General features: G+C 71.0%; 20 protein-coding genes, 1 tRNA gene and 1 pseudogene. 11 read left to right on the forward strand and 11 right to left on the reverse strand.

The genetic code is table 11. The features are described 5' to 3' along the window. The 4 genes and pseudogenes from B9S57_RS13935 to B9S57_RS13950 form a co-directional block, all read left to right on the forward strand. Nucleotides 1-498: pseudogene (locus B9S57_RS13935) on the forward strand (ATP-binding protein); the annotation flags it as partial. 7 nt (nt 499-505) lie between these two features. Further along, entirely contained in the window at nt 506-940 is a 435-nt protein-coding gene (locus tag B9S57_RS13940) for a roadblock/LC7 domain-containing protein (protein ID WP_103515887.1), read from the forward strand. Between the two features lie 2 nt (nt 941-942). Then, nucleotides 943-1,314 carry a DUF742 domain-containing protein gene (locus tag B9S57_RS13945; RefSeq protein ID WP_103515888.1) on the forward strand — a complete coding sequence of 124 codons (372 nt, stop codon included), beginning with the start codon at nt 943-945 and terminating at the stop codon, nt 1,312-1,314. Further along, the gene (locus tag B9S57_RS13950) at nt 1,292-1,912 is read left to right on the forward strand and encodes an ATP/GTP-binding protein (protein WP_103515889.1); all 621 of its coding nucleotides are present in this window, start codon (nt 1,292-1,294) and stop codon (nt 1,910-1,912) included. The genes B9S57_RS13945 and B9S57_RS13950 overlap by 23 nt, the downstream gene beginning before the upstream one ends. A gap of 225 nt (nt 1,913-2,137) precedes the next feature. Here the strand turns inward: B9S57_RS13950 and B9S57_RS13955 are convergent, their stop codons facing one another. Both B9S57_RS13955 and B9S57_RS13960 read right to left on the reverse strand, forming a co-directional pair. Then, entirely contained in the window at nt 2,138-3,037 is a 900-nt protein-coding gene (locus tag B9S57_RS13955) for a transketolase family protein (RefSeq protein ID WP_103515890.1), read from the reverse strand. Between the two features lie 34 nt (nt 3,038-3,071). Further along, a complete protein-coding gene (locus B9S57_RS13960) occupies nt 3,072-3,773 on the reverse strand; it encodes a transketolase (protein WP_103515891.1) in 702 nt (233 codons plus the stop codon). 130 nt (nt 3,774-3,903) lie between these two features. Here B9S57_RS13960 and B9S57_RS13965 point away from each other — a divergent pair. After that, nucleotides 3,904-3,977 (forward strand) — tRNA-Pro (locus B9S57_RS13965). A gap of 165 nt (nt 3,978-4,142) precedes the next feature. Here the strand turns inward: B9S57_RS13965 and B9S57_RS13970 are convergent. After that, complete coding sequence (locus tag B9S57_RS13970; RefSeq protein ID WP_103515892.1) at nt 4,143-5,321, reverse strand: hypothetical protein; 1,179 nt, start codon at nt 5,319-5,321, stop codon at nt 4,143-4,145. Between the two features lie 264 nt (nt 5,322-5,585). Further along, nucleotides 5,586-6,491, reverse strand: coding sequence for a DUF2510 domain-containing protein (locus tag B9S57_RS13975; RefSeq protein WP_103515893.1), 906 nt, complete (start codon nt 6,489-6,491; stop codon nt 5,586-5,588). 276 nt (nt 6,492-6,767) lie between these two features. Here B9S57_RS13975 and B9S57_RS13980 point away from each other — a divergent pair, with 276 nt between their 5' ends. From B9S57_RS13980 to B9S57_RS13995, 4 genes are all read left to right on the forward strand, one after another. Continuing rightward, nucleotides 6,768-7,499: a FadR/GntR family transcriptional regulator gene (locus tag B9S57_RS13980; protein WP_103515894.1), complete on the forward strand. Its 732-nt coding sequence runs from the start codon at nt 6,768-6,770 to the stop codon at nt 7,497-7,499. A gap of 164 nt (nt 7,500-7,663) precedes the next feature. Next, nucleotides 7,664-8,431, forward strand: coding sequence for a (Fe-S)-binding protein (locus tag B9S57_RS13985; RefSeq protein WP_103515895.1), 768 nt, complete (start codon nt 7,664-7,666; stop codon nt 8,429-8,431). Then, nucleotides 8,428-9,972: a lactate utilization protein B gene (locus B9S57_RS13990; protein WP_103515896.1), complete on the forward strand. Its 1,545-nt coding sequence runs from the start codon at nt 8,428-8,430 to the stop codon at nt 9,970-9,972. The genes B9S57_RS13985 and B9S57_RS13990 overlap by 4 nt, the downstream gene beginning before the upstream one ends. Beyond that, the gene (locus tag B9S57_RS13995) at nt 9,969-10,601 is read left to right on the forward strand and encodes an LUD domain-containing protein (RefSeq protein WP_103515897.1); all 633 of its coding nucleotides are present in this window, start codon (nt 9,969-9,971) and stop codon (nt 10,599-10,601) included. Before B9S57_RS13990 ends, B9S57_RS13995 begins: the two co-directional genes overlap by 4 nt. A gap of 25 nt (nt 10,602-10,626) precedes the next feature. Here B9S57_RS13995 and B9S57_RS14000 read toward each other — a convergent pair whose 3' ends face one another. After that, on the reverse strand, nt 10,627-11,289 hold the full coding sequence (locus tag B9S57_RS14000; RefSeq protein WP_103515920.1) for a hypothetical protein: 663 nt from the start codon (nt 11,287-11,289) through the stop codon (nt 10,627-10,629). Between the two features lie 557 nt (nt 11,290-11,846). Here B9S57_RS14000 and B9S57_RS14005 point away from each other — a divergent pair. Then, entirely contained in the window at nt 11,847-12,170 is a 324-nt protein-coding gene (locus B9S57_RS14005; RefSeq protein ID WP_181011342.1) for a hemerythrin domain-containing protein, read from the forward strand. A 32-nt stretch (nt 12,171-12,202) separates the two neighbouring features. Here the strand turns inward: B9S57_RS14005 and B9S57_RS14010 are convergent, their stop codons facing one another. The 6 genes from B9S57_RS14010 to B9S57_RS14035 all read right to left on the reverse strand — a co-directional run bounded on the left by B9S57_RS14010 (nt 12,203) and on the right by B9S57_RS14035 (nt 19,660). After that, nucleotides 12,203-14,095 (reverse strand): DUF2264 domain-containing protein, encoded by a 1,893-nt coding sequence (locus B9S57_RS14010; RefSeq protein ID WP_103515899.1) that lies wholly within the window; start codon nt 14,093-14,095, stop codon nt 12,203-12,205. Then, a complete protein-coding gene (locus B9S57_RS14015; protein ID WP_103515900.1) occupies nt 14,092-15,120 on the reverse strand; it encodes a hydroxyacid dehydrogenase in 1,029 nt (342 codons plus the stop codon). The genes B9S57_RS14010 and B9S57_RS14015 overlap by 4 nt, the downstream gene beginning before the upstream one ends. Nucleotides 15,121-15,157: 37 nt before the next feature. After that, a complete protein-coding gene (locus B9S57_RS14020; RefSeq protein WP_103515901.1) occupies nt 15,158-16,033 on the reverse strand; it encodes a carbohydrate ABC transporter permease in 876 nt (291 codons plus the stop codon). Next, on the reverse strand, nt 16,030-17,031 hold the full coding sequence (locus B9S57_RS14025; protein WP_103515902.1) for a carbohydrate ABC transporter permease: 1,002 nt from the start codon (nt 17,029-17,031) through the stop codon (nt 16,030-16,032). The genes B9S57_RS14020 and B9S57_RS14025 overlap by 4 nt, the downstream gene beginning before the upstream one ends. Nucleotides 17,032-17,077: 46 nt before the next feature. Further along, nucleotides 17,078-18,436 carry an ABC transporter substrate-binding protein gene (locus tag B9S57_RS14030; RefSeq protein ID WP_103515921.1) on the reverse strand — a complete coding sequence of 453 codons (1,359 nt, stop codon included), beginning with the start codon at nt 18,434-18,436 and terminating at the stop codon, nt 17,078-17,080. Between the two features lie 102 nt (nt 18,437-18,538). Beyond that, on the reverse strand, nt 18,539-19,660 hold the full coding sequence (locus tag B9S57_RS14035) for a substrate-binding domain-containing protein (protein ID WP_103515903.1): 1,122 nt from the start codon (nt 19,658-19,660) through the stop codon (nt 18,539-18,541). A 146-nt stretch (nt 19,661-19,806) separates the two neighbouring features. Here B9S57_RS14035 and B9S57_RS14040 point away from each other — a divergent pair, with 146 nt between their 5' ends. Continuing rightward, the gene (locus B9S57_RS14040; RefSeq protein ID WP_103515904.1) at nt 19,807-20,574 is read left to right on the forward strand and encodes a sulfite exporter TauE/SafE family protein; all 768 of its coding nucleotides are present in this window, start codon (nt 19,807-19,809) and stop codon (nt 20,572-20,574) included. The last annotated feature ends 12 nt before the right edge of the window (nt 20,575-20,586 follow it).

The following is a 20,586-nucleotide window of genomic DNA, read 5'->3' on the forward strand; positions in this document are numbered from 1 at the left end:
CCGTCGTCGGAGCCCGTCCCCCCGACCGCGGCAGTCCCCCCTGCCCGGTCCGCCGAAACCGTCCGGCCCGCCACGGACGCGGGTGCTTCCGCCGCGTCCGCCCCGGCCGGCCCCGGCAGGCCCCAGCTCCCCAGGCGCAGCAACCAGGAGCACCTGGTCCCGCAGCTCAGGGAGGCCCCCGCCCCGCGCGCCGAGGACGAGAACGCCCTGCACGACCCCGGTCTGATGGCGGCCTTCCGGCGCGGGATCGACCTTGCCGAGGCCCAGAACGCCGCGGAAGAGGAGCCGGAGCCGGGAGGCGCGTACGGCACCTCCGGCGCCGCGTCTCCCGACATCTCCGGCCCCGCCCTGAGCGTCGGGGTGCAGCGGTCCCAGGGGCTCGCCCCGCTGCCGTTCCGCAGTCCCGCCACCACCGCGACGGCCCCGGCGGCCCCCGGCCACAGGCGGCCGCAGACGTCCGAACCGGATCCACGCACCGAGAACATGTTCAAGGAGTAGATGCACCATGACGACAGAAATGCCGTCCGGGCAGGTCTCGGACCTCGACTGGCTGCTGAGCGGCCTCGTCCAGCGTGTGCCCTACACGCGCAGCGCCGTACTCCTCTCGGCGGACGGCCTGGTGAAATCCGTCCACGGCATGGACGCCGACAGCGCCGATCACATGGCGGCCCTGGCCGCCGGGCTCTACTCGCTCGGCCGCAGCGCGGGTGCCCGGTTCGGTGACAACGGCGACGTGCGCCAGGTCGTCGTCGAGCTCGACTCGACGCTCCTTTTCGTCTCCACCGCGGGTGCCGGCACCTGTCTCGCCGTCCTCGCGGCCCGCGAGGCGGACGCCGCAGTCCTGGGCTACGAGATGGCCATGCTGGTCAAGAGCGTGCGCCCCTACCTCATGACGCCGCTCCGGCAGCCGGCCGGAGCGCCGTTCATCTCGGGGCTGTGAGGATGCCGGCCCCGCACGACGGGCCGTTGCTCGACGACGCGGCAGGCCGGCTCATCCGCCCGTACACCGTGAGCAACGGCCGGACGAGGCCGACGACGGTGCTCGACCTGCTCTCACTCGTGATGGCCACGGGGCGTCGGCCCCAGGCGCATCTCGGCCCCGAACACACCGTGGCCCTGGAACTCTGCGACGGGCCCACGTCCGTGGCCGAGATCGCCGCACATCTGCGACTGCCCGCGGTCATCACCAAGGTCCTGCTCTCCGACCTGGTCGACTGCGGGGCGGTCACCGCACACGCCCCGGCGTTCCATGACATGCCAACCGACCGATCCCTGCTGGAGGCAGTGCTCGATGGTCTACGACGACAGCTCTGACAGCTCCGGAAGCTCCGGCTACTTCCCCGTTGCCCTCAAGGTCCTGGTAGCGGGCGGGTTCGGCGTCGGCAAGACGACGTTCGTCGGCGCCGTCAGCGAGATCGCGCCGCTGAGCACCGAGGAGCTCCTGACCCAGGTCAGCGTGGCGACCGACAGCCTCGAAGGCATCGAATCCAAGTCGGCGACCACTGTGGCCATGGACTTCGGCCGGATCACCCTGTCCGAGCAGCACGTGCTCTACCTCTTCGGCACCCCGGGGCAGGAGCGGTTCTGGTTCATGTGGGACGAACTCTCCAAGGGCGCACTCGGGGCGGTCGTCATCGCCGACACGCGCCGGCTGGCCGAATGCTTCGCGGCCGTCGACTTCTTCGAGCGCCGAGGCATCGGATTCATCGTCGCCGTCAACGAGTTCGACGGCGCCTACCGCTACGAACCCGAAGAGGTGCGGGCGGCGCTCGATCTCGGACCCGACGTGCCCGTCGTCCTCTGCGACGCCAGGATCGCCAGCTCCGGAACCGGGGCTCTGGTCACCCTCGTCCAGCACCTCATCAACGCGACGGTACCGGCACCGCTCTCGGGCTTCGGAGCCCTCCCGTGATCCCGTACGGGACGGGACGGCCACAGCTGCTCACTCCGGTCGACCGCGAGCAGGTCCGGATCCTTCGCTGCTCCAGGTCGAGCGGTAGAACACCACGGCGATCGTACGACGACGCGTCCGAACCGGCCGCGATCCTGACCGACTCGTGGCGCCAGGCCGCCCCGCGGCGGCTCTTTCGCCGCCCATCCTGAGCTCGGCCCTCCTCCGGCCGACGGCTGAGGCGGCTCAGAGGCGGAGGAACGCGGTGATCCGCTGCCGCAGGGAGCGCGCGTCCAGCCCGTGCGCCACGAGGTGTTCCTCCATCTGTCCGTACCTGCGGAGTTCGCCCCGGCCCACGCCCAGCCCGAGGACCCGGTGAGCCACGTCGGACAAGGCGTCGTTGGCCGCGGTCGTGGACGTACCCGCCAGGTAGGGCTCGACGACCACGACGTCCACCGCGGTTCCCCCGCCGGCCGCGCGGCGGAGCCCCGCTGTGTCGAAAGGACGCACGGTCGTCGCGTACAGCACCGTCACGTCCAGGCCGTCGGTCGCCGCCAGGACGTTGTCGAGCATCGGCCCCACGGCGATCACCACCCCGCCGCTTCCGCGCCGCACGGTGCTGAAGGCGGTCTCCGTCACCGGGCGGCCCCTGCTGTTCGACTGGAGGGAGAGCCGTACGTACACACGGTCGTCCCCCGTGACGGCCCGCCGCAGCAGGGCCTCGGCCTCGTCGGGGTGGCCCGGCACGTGCACCGTCCAGCCGTCGAGCGTGTCCAGGAGGGCGACATCGCCCGGCGCCATGTGCGTGAAGCCTCCGGCCGGCCAGTCGTACGAGGCCCCGGCGCTGACCAGCACGCCGCCCACTCCCTGATGTCCCAGGTCCAGCTTCACCTGCTCGAACGGGCGCTCCACGAGAAAACTGGCGAAGGTGTGCATGATCGGCCGCACACCCGTCAGGGCCATTCCGGCGCCGGCACCGATGAGGAGCTGCTCCCTGATCCCGACGTTGACCACGCGGTCCGGGTGGGTCCGCCCGGCCTGCTCGAAGCCGTCGCGGCTGATCTCGGCGAGCACCAGGGCGAGGCGCGGGTCCTCGTCCAGCATCCGGGTCGTCGTGGCGATGAAGCGGTCACGCATGGTGTCCATCAAGATGTCCTCCGTCGTCCTCGGGTGGGGCCGGTCAGCGCTTGGGTGTCACGCGGGCGATCACCGCGTGTGGCCGGCCGGGGTGCGGGGCCGTGAAAGCGGCGTACAGAGCCTCGTGGTCCCGTCCGTCCACGGTCCGTGCGGACCATCCGGCGGCCTCGAAGCGGGCCGCGATGCCGCCCGGCCTGGAGTACGTCGCCGAGGCGTTGTCGATCACCACGGTGTGCAGCTGATCGAGCCCGGCCGGGCCCGCGTAGGCGATCGCCTCGTGGTTGCTGCCCTCGTCCAGTTCGGCGTCGCCGGTCAGCACCCACACACGGGGCTCCGCCAGCCCCTGGGCCCGCAGCCCCAGCACGCTGCCCACGGCGAGCGGCAGTCCGTGGCCGAGCGACCCGCTGCCGATCTCGACGCCCGGAACCAGCAGCCGGTCGGGATGGTGCCCGAGCGGTGAGTCGTACGACCCGAAGCCCGTGAGCAGCTCCTCGCCGAAGAAGCCGCGTGCGGCGAGCACGGCGTAGTACGCCATGGGACCGTGCCCCTTCGAGAGGAGGAAGCGGTCGTGGCCGGGCGAGCGGAAGGTGCCGGGGGAGACCCTCAGCACCCGGTCGTACAGGATCCAGAGGGTGTCCAGGGTCGAGGTCGCGGCGGGGCCGTGCCTCTCGTCACCGGTCATGAGGCTCATCAGCCGGCCCAGCTCGTCGTAGCCGTGTACCGGCGAAGGTGTCGTAGGCGTCATGCGGCTCAGCCTTCGACATCAACCATGGTTGAGGTCAAGCGGCGGGAAACGGGTTCGTGAGCACCGGTGCAAGTGCGGTATTGTTCTCATGCGCGTTCGGCCAGGGGGAAACCCCAGGTCAGACGGACAGCGGGACGTGGCGCAGCTTGGTAGCGCACTTGACTGGGGGTCAAGGGGTCGCAGGTTCAAATCCTGTCGTCCCGACTCGTGAGAGTCGTGACCGAGGGGCCGTACCGGAGAGATCCGGTACGGCCCCTCGGCCGTTCCACAGGCGGTTCGGGATGCCTCGCGTCCTCCCCGGCGGGGAGCGGTCCTTGTCGCGCGAGGGGCCCGGGGGTCTGCCGACACCGGGGACCCTCGCGCGTCGTGTCAGCGCAGGCCCTGGGCCCGGTGGCGACGCGCCCCGAGGAGGGTGGCCCCGCCCACGATCACCGCTGCGGCAGCGGCGCCCGTGACGGCCGTCGTGGAGGAGGAACCGGTGGCCGCCAGCTGGCTGCCCTGCGCCTCCGGCTCATTGTCGCCGGTCGAGCCGCTGGAGCCGGCTGAGCCTTCGGCGTCGCCGGAGCCGGTGGAACCGGTCGACCCGCTGTCCTCCACCTTCAGCGTGATGTCGGCCTTGTCGTTGCCCTTCTCCGGGTCGAACGGCCGCGCCGCGTCGCCGAGCGCCACCGAGCCCTTGGCGCCCTCCACCTTCTTGTCGATCTTCAGCCGGAAGGTGTAGGTCTCGCCCTTGCCCTCGTCGACCCAGCGCTGGCTGGTGCCGCACACGTAGGTCTCGCCCTCGGCCTCGCAGAATCCGTCGGCCTTGACGACGGAGGTGCCCGCGGGAGGTGTGATCCGGACCTCGGGCAGCTGGTCCCCTTCGTCGGTCAGCACCCAGGCGGGCCCGGCATTGGTGAACTTCGTCCTCAGCGTCACCGTGTCGCCGGGGCTGCCCGTGAGCTCGGCGCCCTCGACCTGGAAGTCGGCGGTGTTGACGGAGGTGACCGGCACGTCGACGGCCTCCTCGGTGGCCTCGCCCCCGGCCGTGCCCTCGACCAGCTTCACCGCGGGGGCGGTCCCGGCCACCGGCGGGGTGGCGGCGTCGTCCAGGTCCGGGGCGTGGTCCCAGACGCTCACGCGCAGCACGTCGTCGAGTGCGTGGGGCAGTGCCTTGATCGCGAGGGGCTTCCCCGGCGTGTAGGTGGCACCGGGCTCCACCGCCTGGTCGAACTCACACACCACGTTCGACTTGGCGGTCATCTCGTCGTAGGCGGTGACCTGGTGCGCCTGGCAGTTGGACGGGATCTCCGCGTAGTCCAGTCCCCGGGTGGCGGAGTACATGACCCAGACCTTGTCGGCCGTAGCGGCGCCGTTGTTCGTCAGGACGACCGGCTGGTCGAAGGTGCTTCCCGGCTTCACGCCGTCGACCGGGGCGATCTTCTCCACGACCAGTTCGGATGCGGTCTCATCGGCGGATGCGAGGGGAGCGACGCCCAGCACGAGCAGGCCGGCGGAGCTCAGGGCGGCGGCGATGGTGCGGGCGGTGCGGTGAGGGGGGAACGGCATGGAAGTCAACCTCTGTCGGACGCAGTTGGGCGGACGTTGTTCGATGGGGTGAACGGACCTTCGGACGTGAAGACTGCCTTCGGCGCCGATCGGTTGCGTCATGCAGCCATTCCTGTGGCGCAGGGGCCCACATGTCCCGTTCGTCCATCCTCCTCCGGAGGGCCGTGGCGTCCGACAAGGCGTCACGTGACGGTGCATGAGGGCCAGTACGGGCAGAGGCCGCACCGGAACGGTCCGGTGCGGCCTCTCGGGTGTGCGGATGTCTCAGGCGGTCTCACCGGAACCGGAACCGGCTCCTTCGGCTTTTTTGATGCCCTTGGTGATCTGGTCCAGGACCGCCAGCTTCGGCGCGTCGGCGTTGATGTCGAAGCCGGATCGGACGACGACCAGCATCCCCTTGACGTTGGGGGAGGGGAACGCGAGCGACTCGACGTATCCGTCGTCGCCGTTCTTCGTCACCACCTTCCAGCGCACCGCGTAGCCCTTCTGCCCGGCGACCGTGACCGCCTCGGACCTCAGCTGCTCGTGCGAGGTGATTCCGCCGTAGACCTTTTCGCCGTACGACTCCTCGGCGTTGGTCTTGATGTCGGCCTCGGCCGCCGCCTTCGCGGTGGTCGCCTCGATCTTCAGGGCCTGCGCCGGCGCGGAGGACACCCCGCCGCGTACGCACTTCTCCGACTCGTCGCCGGGGCAGGTGTACTCGCCGGTCTGCACTCCGGCGCCGATCGGCCCGGACTGGCCGGTCCAGCCGTCGGGGACGGGGATGCTGATGCCGCTGGCCGCGTCAGTGGCGTACCCGTCCTCGGTCTGTGGCATCTGCTGGTCGGGCGCCTGTCCGCCGCCCCCCTGGCCGCCGTTCCGCTCGCCGTCCTGGCCGCCTCCGCCCGGGGCGCCCGGGAGCCGGGGGCTTTCCGAGGGAGCCGTGGCGGACGAACCGGCGCGGTCGTCGGCGCTGTTGCCCAGCAGATACGCGCCGCTGCCGACGGCCGCGAGCACCACGACGCCGGCGGCGATGCCCGCGCCGATGCGTATGCGTCGGCGCCGGACCGCCGCAGGAGGTATCCGGAGCTGGTCGGTCCAGCGGCTCCCGTCCCACCAGCGTTCCTGAAGGGGACCGATTCCTGTGTGCCCGGGGTCTGGATGCCAGCCGGGCGGGGTCGTCTGGGTCACGAGAGCACCGTAGGCGCACCGGGTGAGAATCGTATGAAACGCACAGCGTGGTCGTCGTCACGTGACGGGCGGCGGGGACGGGCGGCCGGGGCCGCAGGTGTGTGCGCCTGACGGGTTCGCCCTTCGAGCGGCTGAGACCACAGCGGAGCGGCCCCCGGGGCAGGGTGGCGCGGCCACGCCGAGTCGCCCCGGGCTTTTGGTCCGACCACACACCCTGTGTGACATAGTCGGGGCATGTGTATGGCCCGGAATATCGCCCGGAACAGGGAGTAGCGGATGCCCGTCGAGTGGCAGCCCGTACGGCAGTCCCGCACCCACGAGCTCGTGCTCCAGAGCATCGAGGAACGGGTCTTCGCCGGAGAGCTCAAGGCGGGCGACCGTCTGCCGCCCGAGCGGGAGCTCGCGCCGGTGCTCGGTGTCAGCCGGTCCGCGCTGCGCGAGGCGCTCAGAGTGCTGGAGACCATCGGCGTCCTCGTCGCCCAGCCCGGTCGGGGCCCGGACTCAGGGGCGCGCATCGTCCGCAACCCGGACGACGCGCTGGGCCGCCTGCTGCGTCTCCACTTCGCGCTCGGCAGCTACAGCCTGCACGACGTCCTGGAGGCGCGCGTCGTGCTGGAGCGGTCGAGCTGGGAGGCCGCAGCCCGCCATGCCCGGGCCGAGGATCTCGACGAGGCGGCGGAACTCGTCCGGCGCATGGGCGAGCCGGAGGCGGGCGTGGCCGAATTCAACGATCTCGACACCCGCTTCCATGTGCTGATCGCCGGGAGCTCGGGCAACGCGCTCACCTCCACGCTCACCTCCGCCGTCCGTGAGTCCGTCCGCCCCCTGATCCTGCGGGCGTTGGAGGAGACCGAGGACTGGCCGGCGACGGCCGGCGCCCTCAACGCCCAGCACGCGAGGCTGCTCCGGCTGGTGCGCGAGGGGCGGGGCGGCGAGGCGGCCGACCTCGTCGAGGAGCACATCCGGGGTCTCCACGGAACCCTGGTCGACGAGAACGAGTCCTCGTAGGGGGCGGACGACCGAAGGTGGACGGGAGCGGGGACGGTGCGTGTGCACCGTCCCCGCTCCCGTTTCCCTTCCCCGCTCCCTCCGTCCCGCCGGGAGTGCCCTTCTGCTTCCGCTTGCGGACCGAGGCTAGTATGGTCGGACCATAAAGTGATCGGGGAGGTCCCATGCGTATCGGACTCTTCGCCACCTGTCTGGGAGACACGCTCTTCCCGGAGGCGGTGAAATCGACCGCGGTGCTGCTCGCCCGCCTGGGACACGAGGTGGTGTTCCCGCCGGACCAGACCTGCTGCGGGCAGATGCACGTCAACACCGGCTACCAGCGCGAACCCGTCCCCCTGGTACGCAACTTCGCCGCGCAGTTCGGGGACGCCTCGATCGACGCCGTCGTCATGCCGTCCGGTTCGTGCGCCGGCTCCGTCCGCCACCAGCACGAGCTCGTCGCCGAGCGGTACGGGGACGCCGCGCTGCGCGCCGGGGTCGCCGCGGTCAAGGCCAAGACGTACGAGCTCTCCGAGCTCCTCGTCGACGTCCTCGGTGTCACCCAGGTCGGCGCCTACTTCCCGTACCGGGTCACGTACCACCCCACCTGCCACTCCCTGCGCATGCTCAGGGTGGGGGACAAGCCGCTGGAGCTGCTGCGTGCCGTGGAGGGGATCGACCTGGTGGAGCTCCCCGGGGCCGACTCCTGCTGCGGCTTCGGCGGCACCTTCGCGATCAAGAACGCAGAGACCTCCACGGCGATGCTCCAGGACAAGATGCGCAACATCGCCGGCACGGAGGCCGATGTGTGCTCCGCCGGGGACTCCTCCTGCCTGATGCACATCGGCGGCGGGCTCGCCCGCATCAGGTCCGGTACGCGGACCCTGCACCTCGCCCAGATCCTCGGGTCCACCCGTACCGCGCCCTGCACCCTGATGGAGGCCGCCCGATGAGCACGTTCCTCGGCATGCCCGCCGCCCCGCCCCGGTCCCCGTACGGCACGGGGAATCTGCGCGGCGACAGGAAGTTCCCCGAGGCGGCCCACGACGAACTCCGCAACGAGCAACTGCGCGACAACCTCGGCAGGGCCACCCGCACCATCCGGACCAAGCGTCTCCACGTGACCGGCGAGCTGCCCGACTGGGAGGCGCTGCGCGACTCCGGTTCGGCCGTCAAGACCGACACCATGAACCGGCTTCCCGAACTCCTGGAGCAGCTGGAGCGGAAGGTCACCGAGCACGGCGGTACCGTCCACTGGGCGCGTGACGGCGTCGAGGCCAACGAGATCGTCACCCGGCTGGTCCGGGCGGCCGGCAGCAGCGACGTCATCAAGGTCAAGTCGATGGCCACCCAGGAGATCGGCCTCAACGAACACCTCGAAGCGGCCGGCATCACCCCGTACGAGACCGACCTGGCCGAGCTCATCGTGCAGCTCGCCGACGACAAGCCCTCGCACATCCTGGTGCCCGCCATCCACCGCAACCGCGACGAGATCCGGCAGATCTTCCTCGACGAGATCCCCGGTGTCGACCCGGACCTCGACAACGTGCCCGCGCACCTCGCCGCCGCGGCCCGCGCCTATCTGCGCGAGAAGTTCATGACGACCAAGGTCGCCGTCTCCGGCGCCAACTTCGGCATCGCCGAGACCGGGACCCTGGCCGTGGTCGAGTCGGAGGGCAACGGGCGGATGTGCCTGACGCTGCCCGACACCCTCATCACCGTGATGGGCATCGAGAAGGTCCTGCCGCGCTACCAGGACCTGGAGGTCTTCCTCCAACTGCTGCCGCGCTCCTCGACCGGCGAGCGGATGAACCCGTACACCTCGATGTGGACGGGGGTGACCCCGGGCGACGGTCCTCAGGACTTCCACCTCGTCCTCCTCGACAACGGCCGCACCGCCGCCCTCGCCGACACGATCGGCCGCGAGGCCCTCAACTGCATCCGCTGCTCGGCCTGTCTCAACGTCTGCCCCGTGTACGAACGGGCCGGCGGACACGCCTACGGCTCGACGTACCCCGGCCCGATCGGCGCGGTACTCACCCCGCAGCTCGCCGGCATGGACGCCGCGAAGAACGACCCCAACAGCTCGCTGCCGTACGCCTCCAGCCTCTGCGGGGCGTGTTTCGACGCCTGCCCCGTGAAGATCGACATCCCGTCGATGCTCGTCGAACTGCGCCACCAGCACACCGAACAGGCCGGAACCACGGCGGAGAAGCTCGCGATGAAGGCCGCGGCCGGAGTGATGGCCAAGCCCAGGCTCTTCACCGCCGCGCAGAAGACCGTCGCCCTCGGGCGGATCGTCGGCGGACGCGACGGCACCATCTCCCGCTTGCCCACACCGCTCAGCGGCTGGAGCGACAGCCGGGACACCGCCGCACCGCCCAAGCAGTCCTTCCGCACCTGGCTGGCATCGGCCGAGGGTGCGGAGACGATGCGGGCAGCGGCCGAAGAAGGTGCCCGGCGCGCCGCCGAGGGCCCCGAGGAGGACCAGTGACCACCGCACGCGAGACCGTACTCGGCCGGATCAGGGACGCTCTGGCCCTCGCGCCCGCCCCCGACGCCGAGATCCCCCGCGCCTACCGCACGGGCCGCACCCTCCCGGACGCCGAACGCCTCGCGCTCCTGACCGACCGGCTCGTCGACTACAAGGCGAAGGCCCACCCCTGCGCGAGCGACCGCACGGCGGAGGTGATCGCCGAGATCCTGCGCGAACGCGGCGCCCGGGTGATCGGTGTACCCGACGGTCTGGACGAGTGCTGGCTCAGTGCCTACGACGGAGAGGTCCGGAGGGACTCGGCGGACATTCCCGCGCCGAGCCTGGACACGCTGGACGGTGTGGTGACGGCGTCGGCCGTCAGCTGCGCGGAGACCGGCACGATCTTCCTGGACGGGTCGGCGGATCAGGGCAGGCGCGCCCTCTCCCTCGTCCCCGACCTCCATGTGTGCGTCGTCGACCTGTCCTCGGTCATGGCCGGTGTGCCGGAGGCGGTGGCCCGGCTGGTGCCGGAGCGGCCGACGACCATGATCAGCGGCCCCTCGGCGACGTCCGACATCGAGCTGGAGCGCGTGGAGGGCGTGCACGGGCCCCGCAACCTCGTCGTGGTGATCCGCACGGACGCCTAGCACTGCTGGACATGTCGGCTCCGTGTCAGGCGTCCAGGCTGTAGAGGGTGAACTCCTCCCAGGAGCCGGTGATCTCGGCCGAGCGGGCGCGCAGCGCGTACTGCAGGGACCCGGTGTAGCTGTTCTCCATCGCGACGAAGAGTCCGTTCAGCGTGGACTGGAGCGCGAAACGGTCCAGGCTTTCGTTGTAGTACAGGAAGAAGCGCTCCCAGCCGCCCACGCTCGTAGAGCGGGCGCGCAGGATGTTCTGCGCGTTGCCGGTGTAGTTCTTCTCGACCGCCACATAGCGGTCGTTCGCCAGCGACTTCAGCGAGACCGTCTCGGTCGCCTCGTCGAATTCGAAGACGAACCCTTCCCAGCCTCCGCCCACCTGAGCGGAGCGGGCCCGCAGGGCGCCGGTGTTCGGGGCCGCGTAATTGGCCTCGGTGGCGACGAACTTCTCGTTACGGGCCGACTGCAGGGCCAGGAGTTCCGGCTCCGCAGCCGGAACGGAGGCGCTGCGGCCGGCGGCGGGCGGAGCCTGCGGCGTGTCCGCCGAATCGCCGATGTGCTGCAGTCCGGCACTGTCCACCGCCACCCAGCCACCGGGTACGGCCGACCCGTCGGCATGCGCAGCGGCCCCCGCCACGGGTGCGGCCAGCGCGGAGGCCGCCAGAAGGGCGCTCAGGGACAGAAATACGGACGTGATGCGTCGCACGGGATTTCCTCACTTGGCGTCAAGAGAATTCCGGGTTGCGGGAAAATTCGTGCGAGGATGCTCCCGGTCGCCTCGTCGTGCGAACCGTGGAATGTGTGGCAGCGGGCGGGGGCAGGATGTGCCCTCGTCCCTTTCCGCTGCACAGCGGACCCCCGCACCCCCCAAAAAACCCCAAAGCTGCGGTCAACACCTCCCCAGATGTTTCGGCAGCTGCCCCGCCACTCGGCGAAGTGGCCTCAGCGTAACTGTGCGACGCGATTTCCGGAAATGAATTCGGAGGGTTCTGCGAAGCTCCGGAAAGGTCGTTCTGAATTACCGATTCCGTAGTTCCTCGTTAAGGTGGGCGAGGCCATGCGTTTCCCGGGTGTTCGCTCGGGGGAGTGCGTGTCCCCGGAGGGGCGCCGCCCTTCGGTCCTCGGAGAGGCCCTGCTCGTACGTCGTGAGCGTGTCGACGCACATCCGCCGGGGCGTCGACGACTACCTCACCGAATCGGGCCGTACCGCAGGGCGTCGTCCGGCCGGAGCCGACTCCGGGGAAGCGACTGGCCGTGCACTGCCTCGCCTTCTGCGACGCCCCGCACACCCATCACACCGGCGTGGAGGGCGCGTTCACCGACCTCGAGAAGCGGTTTCCCCGGCTCGCCCCCGCGATCGAGAGACTGCGCGAAGAGCACCGCACCGTGGCGCAGGCCCTGCGGGGCATCGAGGCGCTCCTCGGAGGCCTCTCCGCACGGGCGGCTGCGGGCGAGGCGGAGACGCCCAGGGCCGAACTCGCCCGACTGGCAGCCGGCCTCGACGCCCACTTCGACCACGACGAACAGCATCTCCTCCCTGCCCTGACCGGAGAGGACCACAGGCCCCCCGCTGCGTGAGCCGCAGACGGAGGGCCCGTCATGTCGCCGCACTACGGAAGGTGCGTGACCTCCAGAGGGGCGAAACGGACGCGGGTCGTCGAACCGTCATCGGCCCAGGCGACTTCGACGGAGTCCCCGTCGACGTTCACCCCGCTCACCGCCGCGGGCAGTGGCACCGGATCCGGCTCCGCCGTCAGGGACGCCAACGCCACCAGTACGTCGGTGCCCTCCACGTCCGCTCCCAGCCGGGGCAGCGCCGCCCACCGGGTGAACGCCGTGCCCTGCGGAGCCCGTACTTCCTCCCGTTCCTCCCAGCCGTGCAGTCCCGACAGTTCGGAGCGCACCGCGCCCCCCGGGTCCGTGGCCCAGCCCGTCTGCTCCGCGCGCGCCCCGGCCGGAGCACCCAGGACCCGGTGGACCCGCAGTTCGTACCGGCCCCGGACGAACGTGACACTCTCCACCCGCAGGCCGGGCGAGGTCGGTGCCCCCTCCGGGAAGACCGGGGTGTGCCAGGACGCGGCCCAGCCCCAGCCCTCGCCGTGACCCGCCCCCAGCGGGTGGATGCGGACCCGGGTGCTGCGGGAGCCCCCGACGCGGACCGACAGATGGTTGTCCGCCGTGTTCGCGGACGCCGTGGGACCGGTGGCCGTCGAATACGCGAGGCGCGCGTAGAGCGGGTCCGCCACGGACGCCGTCTCGCCCTCGTGCGGCCGGACATGGTCGCTGCCGTGGTTGTGGAGCCGCACGATGCCGTCCGCCCGCGTCGACTGCACCAGCAGTCCCGGCGAGGGCAGCGACAGCACCCGGTCAGGGCCCTCGCTCGGGGAAGGCCCCTCGTCAGCCGTCCACAGCGGGTGCTCGGCCGGGGCGAGCAGGGCGACGAAGGCCTTCGACGCCCAGTAGGGCGACGAGGGGCCGGAGTACTCCTGGAGCGTCGCGTCGTGCGGACCGTGCCAGCCCAGGCTCAGCAGACCGTCGTCCCCGGCCGATCCCCGGTCCAGGAAGTACCGCAGCGACCCGCTGATCAGCCGCCGCGAGACACCGGGCTCCAACGGGGTGTGCCCGGACACGGCACCCATCCCGACCGCCGCTCCCGCCGCGAAGCGGTAGGAGAGGGACCGGCCGAAGTGCATCGGAGCGCCGTCCGCGCCGAACATCAGCGAGAATCCCTCCAGATGCTCGCTCAGCCGCGCCCCGTAGTGCGCGGACAGCTCCGCGTCGCCCGACAGGTACGCGTCCAGCACGGGATACAGGTGCAGGGCCCAGCCGTTGTAGTGGTCGAAGGCGCGCCCGTCCCCGTCGGCGTACCAGCCCTCGCCGCGGTACCAGACCTCCAGGAGGTCGAGCGCCCGCTGCCGTGCCCGTGCCGTCTCCGCATCGCCCCGGCCGACCGACTCCAGGAAGCCGGCGACGGAGTAGGGGAAGAGGTACCAGTTGTTGGGCGCGGGGGTGTGCCGCAGCGCCCCGCGCAGCCACTCCTCGGCACGGTCCTGGGTGGCCGGGTCCAAGCGGTCCCACAGCCAGGGGCGGGTCAGCCGCAGTCCGATCGCCACGGACGCCGACTCCACCATCGGCTGACCGAAGACGGTGTGGTCCAGGATCAGCGGCCAGGACTCGGCGTCGTCCCGTCCTGCCGTACGCGTCCCGGCGGTGAGCCCGTCGGCGTACCGCTCCAGCCAGTTGTGCGGGTCCTTGCCCTCGGCGCCGGCCACCCGGAACGCGGCGGTGAGGAACGTACGGGCATAGCCCTCCAGTCCGTCGGAGCGGACCCCGGAGCGGGAGGGCCGGCCCGGCAGGTCGAGCAGGGCCCGGCCGGGGGTGGCCCACTTCCAGGCGGCGTCCAGCAGCCCGTCCGCCACCGCTTCCCAGTGGGCACGGGTGTAGCCGGTGTGGGGGCTCGAACCGCGGTCTTCAGGGGGGAGAGGGAAGGCAATGGTGGTCATGCGAGGAATGCCAGCCTTTCGCGTCGTACGGGATGGGCGAATCCGTCGCCGGCGGCCCAGCGGGCGACCTCGCCGACCGCGAGGTCGGCCAGCCGCCGCAGTTCGTTGCCCTGTGATCCCGCGAGATGGGGTGTGATCAGGGCGTTCTCGCAGTCCCAGAGCGGATGTCCGGCCGGCAGCGGGTCGGGGTCGGTGACGTCGAGCACCGCCCTGATCCGGTCCGCCCGCAGGACGTCGGTCAGCGCGTCCTGGTCGACGACCGCGCCCCGGGAGGTGTTGATCAGGACGGCGTCGGGCCGCATCGAGCCGAGAAGTTCGCGGCCGACCAGCCCGGTGGTCGCCGGCAGCAGTGGTGTGTGGACGCTGACCACGTCGCTCTCCGCGAAGAGTTCCGCGGTCGTGACGGGGCGGACGCCGAGCGCTGCGGCCTCCTCGTCGCCGACGTACGGGTCGTGGAGCAGCACCCGCAGGTCGTAGGGGCGCAGCAGCTCGATCACCCGGCGGCCGATCAGCGAGGCGGACAGGATGCCCACCGTGCGGCGGTAGTTGCCCACGTCGGGCGGTGTGGCGAGCCAGGCGTCGCGCACCCGGCTCGCCCGGAAGTCCCTGGCCCGTTCCAGGACCCGCTTGCCGGAGAGGAGGATCATCGCGAGGGTGTACTCGGCGACGGGCAGAGCGTTGGCCGCCGCTGCCGACGACACCTCGATTCCCCTGTCCCAGCAGGCGTCGGTGACATGACCGCGTACCGTGCCCGCGGTGTGCACGACGGCCCGCAGCGCGGGCGCGGACGCCAGCACTCCCGCGTGGATCGGCGGGCAGCCCCATCCGGTGACCAGGACCTCCGTGTCCGCGAGCACGGCACGCGCACCGGCGGCGGAGAAGTCGTCGATCGCGGGCAGGGGCGCGAGGGTGCACACCTCGGCCAGTGCCGCCAGGGAGTCCGGGGAGAGCACCGCGGCTGCGGCGTCCGCTCCCATGGCGAGCGCGGCGCGCGGCCGGCGGTGTGCGGGGGGAGTGCTGTGCATGGTTCTCCTGTGCGGTGGTCCGGGCGGGGCGGCACGGCTACTTGACGGCGCCCGCCGTCAGACCGGACCGCCAGAAACGCTGGAGCAGGGCGAAGGCGAGGATCAGGGGCACCACCGCGAGCAGCGAGCCCATGATCACGGCGGGGTAGTACTCGGGGGACACGGACGCGGAGCTGTTCCACGTGTACAGACCGAGGCTGACCGGATACAGGTCCTGGTCGGAGAGCATCACCATGGGCAGGAAGAAGTTGTTCCAGATGGCCGTGAGCTGGAAGAGGAACACGGTGACCAGCCCGGGGCCCAGCATGCGCAGCGCCACCCTGAAGTAGGCGGCCAGCTCGCCGGCGCCGTCCATCCGCGCGGCCTCCAGCACCTCGTCGGGCACGTAGCCCTGGCTGAAGATCCTGCCGAGGTACACCCCGAACGGGTTGAACAGGACGGGGATGAAGACCGCCCAGAAGGTGTTCACGAGCCCGGCGCCCGAGGCCATCAGGTAGAGCGGCAGGGCGAGTACCGTCTGCGGCACCATGACGGCGGCCAGCACCAGTCCGAACAGCTTCTCCTTGTGCGCGAAGCGGTACTTGTCGAAGGCGTAGCCGCACGCGATGCTGATCAGTGCGCCGAGGGCCGCGCCCAGCACCGCGTACAGCAGGCTGTTGCCGTACCAGCGGCCGAACAGCCCGCCGTCCATGGCGAACAGGTCCTTCATGTTCCGGGCGAAGGAGAAGTCGCCCAGCGACAGGATGTTGCTGCTGAACAGGGCGTCCCTGTTCTTGGTGGAGGCAAGCACCAGCCAGAGCACCGGCAGCAGGGTGTAGAGCACCGACACGAGCACCACGAGATTGACGACGGAGCGCCCGAGGAGCCGGGGTCGCAGGGGCGCGGCGGTGCGGGATACGGTCGACGCGCTCATCGGACGCCCTCCTCGGCGGTTGCGGTGCGGTTGGTCCAGCGGGTGACGCCGTAGGAGAGCGCGATCGTGCACAGCAGAAGGATGACGGAGGCCGCCGCCGCGAGGCCGTAGTTGTTGCGCGTGAAGGCGGCGTCGTAGATGTACATGCTGGGGGAGAAGCGCGAGTTGATCATCGGTGTCGACTGGCTGAGCAGCATCGGCTCGGTGAAGAGCTGGAGGGCGAAGATGAGGGTGAACATCGCCACCATCACGATGGACGACCGCACCAACGGGGCCTTCACCTGGAGTGCCGTGCGGACGGGACCCGCGCCGTCGACGACCGAGGCCTCGATCACTTCGCGGGGCACGGCCTGCAGGGCGGCGTAGAACACGATCATGTTGTAGCCGAGGTTGCTCCACAGTGCGATGTTCACGATGGACGGGAGCACCGTGTGCACCCCGAGGAAGTCGACGGTGATGTCGGCCCTGCCGAGCAGGTCGATCACGGGACTGATGCCGGGTGTGTACAGATACAGCCAGATCAGGGCCGCGATGATGCCCGGCACGGCGTGCGGCAGGAAGAGCGCCAGCTGCGCGGTCCCCCGCAGCCGGACCACACCGGAGTCCAGCAGCAGCGCCAGCACGAGGGCGCCGATCACCATCAGCGGGATGTAGACGAGGCAGTACAGGGCGACGACCCCGAGACCGGCGAGGAAGGTCGGGTCGGCCAGCACGGCGGTGTAGTTGCGGATCCCGGCGAAGACCGTGCGCTCCGGGCCGAAGCCGAGCCCGGGCTGGTCGTCGCTGAAGAAGCTCAGATAGACCGCGGTGGCGACCGGGATCACGAAGACGGTCACCAGAAGGACGAAGAAGGGTGTCATCAGGACGCCGCAGGCCCCGAGTTCTCGCCGGCGGGCGGACCTGCGGCCGACGGGCGCGGGCGGGGTGGCGGCCGGGGTCTTCGGCGACGGCCGAGCGGGGGCGTCCGCGGCTACGGACACGGGGGTGGCGCTGGTCATGGGTGTCACCTGCCTCTCTGCTGTGGGAAGGGGATGCGGATCGCCGTCAGGTGGAGCGCTGGGTGGTGGAGAGGCCGAGTGCCTTGAGATCCGGCATGGTGCCCTCCTGCGCCGCGCGGACCGCCCCGAGGATGGAACCCTGGCCTCCGCTCGCCCGCGCCAGTCCGTCTTTCATGATCCTTCCGGTGGCTGACATCCGGGGCCCCCAGACCCAGCCGGGGCGGATCTTCTCGGCCTCCTGCTCGAAGAGGGTGTAGATGTCCTGGCCGCCGTAGTAGCCGCGGTCGAAGGCCTTGCGTCCCACGTCGACCAGCCCGGGTGCGGCGGGGTACTGGCTGCTCGCGCCGCTCGAGAGCCGGGCGCGCAGGGCGTCCGGGTGCGAGACCTGCCACTCGATGAACTCCATGGCGGCCTCGGGGTCCGCGCAGTCCTTGGTGACCGCGAAGGTCGACCCGCCGTGGGTGCCGACACCCTGGTCGGCCGGGTCCCACTGGGGCATCGGGGCGATCGCCCAGATGCCCTTCTGGGCGGGGCGGGCCTTCATCTGGGCACCGGCGTCCCACGCTCCGCTGAGCCGGCTGAGCACCAGGCCTTCGGCGATCTGGACGTCGCTCTGCCTGCTCTCCACGGCGTTCATGAACACCAGGTCCTGGTCGGTGAGCCGCTGCCAGTAGGAGGACACGCGCCGGGTGGGCGCGTCGGCCAGCGAAAGGTTCCAGGCGCCGCCCGAGGTGTCGAACCACCTGGCGCCCGCCTGCCACGCGAATGCGGCGAGCTGTGTGTCACCGTCCGTGGGGAAGAGCGCCATCCGGCGCTGACCGCCCTCGCGGTGCACGGTCCTGGCCGCCTCCTCGAACTCCTCCCAGGTGCGCGGGACGGTCAGCCCGTACCGCTCGAAGAGGTCGGTGCGGTAGTGCAGCACCATCGGCTCCACGTCGAGCGGGACGCTGAACACCCTCTTCTCGAAGGTGGTGAGCTCCAGCGCCTGCGGCAGCAGCTTGGCGCGCAGCCCCTCGCCGACCAGGTCGGTGATGTCACGGCAGACCCCGTCGATGGCGAAGCCCGGGACCTGGGGGTATTCGATGGTGGCGATGTCCGGGGCGTTGCCCGCCCGGGCCGCGTTGCTGAGCTTGGCGTAGCCGCCCTGGGCTCCCCCGGGGACCTGCTGGAAGTCGACCTCGATGCTGTCGTGGCCGCGGTTGAACGCGTCCACGACCTCCTGACTGCCCCGCAGGGCCGACCAGAAGGTGATGCGGGTCTTCCTGCCGTTCCTGCTGCTGACGTTCCTGCTCGTGCTGCCTGACCGTGTGTCTCCGCCACCGCCCCCGCAGGCGCTGAGCGCACCTGTCAGAGGCAGTGCGGCGATCGTGGCGAGCACGGATCGACGGCTCTGTCGACCGGGCATGTGCACCTCCCGCGGCTCCTGGTTCGAGACACGGGGAATACTGATCGGCTGATCGATAGCGGTCAATAGATCGATCAAAAGAAGCGTGAAGTGTTCAATCGATCAGTCGGCCGGACGGGGCAACGCCCGGGTCGATCCACGCACTTCGAGACGCGGCAGCAGCTCCGTCCTGCGCACCGGACCGGTGGTGCCGGCCGGCCGGCCCAGCCGGTACAGGAGCAGCTCGGCCGCGGCCCGCCCGATCTCGGCCCTCGGCGGGGAGACGGCGGTGAGGGAGGTGCTGGCCAGGGCCGCGACGACATCGTCGTACGCCACCACCGAGCAGTCCCGCGGCACCCCGATCCCGTTCTCCGTCAGCCGCTGGACCAGCATCAGGGCGTCCTCGTCGCCGTGCAGGACGGCGCCGGTCACGCGTCGCTCCCGCAGGTGCGCCGTGAGGTCCGGGGCGTCCTCCAGCGTGCCGGGCTCCCCGGGGCCCGCGTTCGGCGAGCTCAGCACCACCGACCACTCCTCCACCTCGGGCCGGGCGGCGGCGATCTCGGCGAACGCGGCCCGTATGGAGCGTGCCGTGGGGCTGTCGTTCCTGGCCGCCAGCACGAGCCGGCGGTGGCCGAGGGAGACCAGGTGGTCCACGGCCAGATGGATCCCGTACCAGTGGTCGGTGCAGACGGTGTCCATGGCGTGCAGCACGCTGCCGGGCCTGGGCCGCCGCTCCATCATGACCGTGGGCACCCCCACCTCGGCGAGCCAGCCGTAGTCCGCCTCCTCGCCGGCGGCGCTGCGCCACCGCGGGGCGATCAGCAGGCCGCGTACGCCGGCGGCCAGAGCTCTTTCCACCTGCGGTCGTTCGGCGCCGGCCATCTGCGGGGCTATGTGCAGGGTGATCCGGGCGCCCGCCTCCTCCAGGGCGGTCCTCGCGCCGTGCAGGGTCTCGTGGAGATACGAGTGCCGCTCCGGCACGACCAGGCCGACCGCGGCCCCCTCGCCGACGGGCTCGTCACCGTGTGCGGCCGGTGCCGGCACCGTCTGCCCGGTGTCACCCATCGGCCGGACCACGCCGTGCCCGCGCCGCAGCATTCCCGCCCTGGCGAGCTCCTCCACGTCCCGCCGGAGCGTGACCATCGAGACCTCGAGCTCGGAGGCGAGCGCACTCACCTTGACGGCCCCCCGCGCGTGCACCACCGCGAGGATGCGCGTGCGCCTCATGTCGACCGGCTCCCGCATGCTGGCCCCCTTGCCTACCGCTGTGCGATGTTCGTTTGAACGCTTACGTGAGCGATCGCAGCATAGCGAGGGACCCGCGCCAGGGAAGGCCACAGGATGGAACGATGATCCGCCGAGAGGAAGATGTGTCTACCATCTGAGCCGGAATGGATACCCACACACTCTGGCAACTGGCCGCGCTCGCCGCGGCATCCACCCTCGTCGGCTTCTCGAAGACGGCGGTCAGCGGTGCCAATACGATCAGCCTCGCGGTCTTCGCGGCCGTACTGCCGGCCCGCGAATCGACGGGGGTGCTGCTCCCGATCCTGATCGCCGGCGACATCCTCGCCGTGCTGGTCTACCGCCGTCACGCCCACTGGCCCACTCTGCTGAGGCTGTTCCCCGCCGTGGCGGTGGGCGTCGTCGCGGGCACCTTCTTCATGATGTGGGCCGACGACGACGCCGTACGCACCTCGATCGGCGCGATCCTGCTCTTCATGGCGGGCGTCACCCTCTGGCGCCGACGCGAGCGGCCCGAGCGGGCCCCCGAAGGGGAGGGCGGGGACGGTCCCTCGCATGGCGGGCGGTTCAAGGCCCGCTCCTACGGGGCGCTCGGCGGGTTCACCACCATGGTCGCCAACGCCGGGGGCCCCGTGATGTCCCTCTACCTGCTGTCGGCGGGCTTCCGGAAGCTGGGCTTCCTGGGGACGTCGGCGTGGTTCTTCCTGATCGTCAACACCTCCAAGGTCCCCTTCAGTGTGGGACTCGGACTGATCGACGCGCGGTCGCTGCTCCTGGACGCCGCCCTGGTGCTGTTCGTCATCCCGGGCGCCTACCTCGGCCGCGCCTGCGTCGGCCGGATCAACCAGAAGCTCTTCGACCGGATCGTGATCGGAGCCACCGTCCTGGGCGGCCTCCAGCTGCTGCTGCGCTGAAGACCGCCCCGG

It is taken from the genome of Streptomyces sp. SM10, assembly GCF_002910915.1.
Lineage (GTDB): Bacteria > Actinomycetota > Actinomycetes > Streptomycetales > Streptomycetaceae > Streptomyces.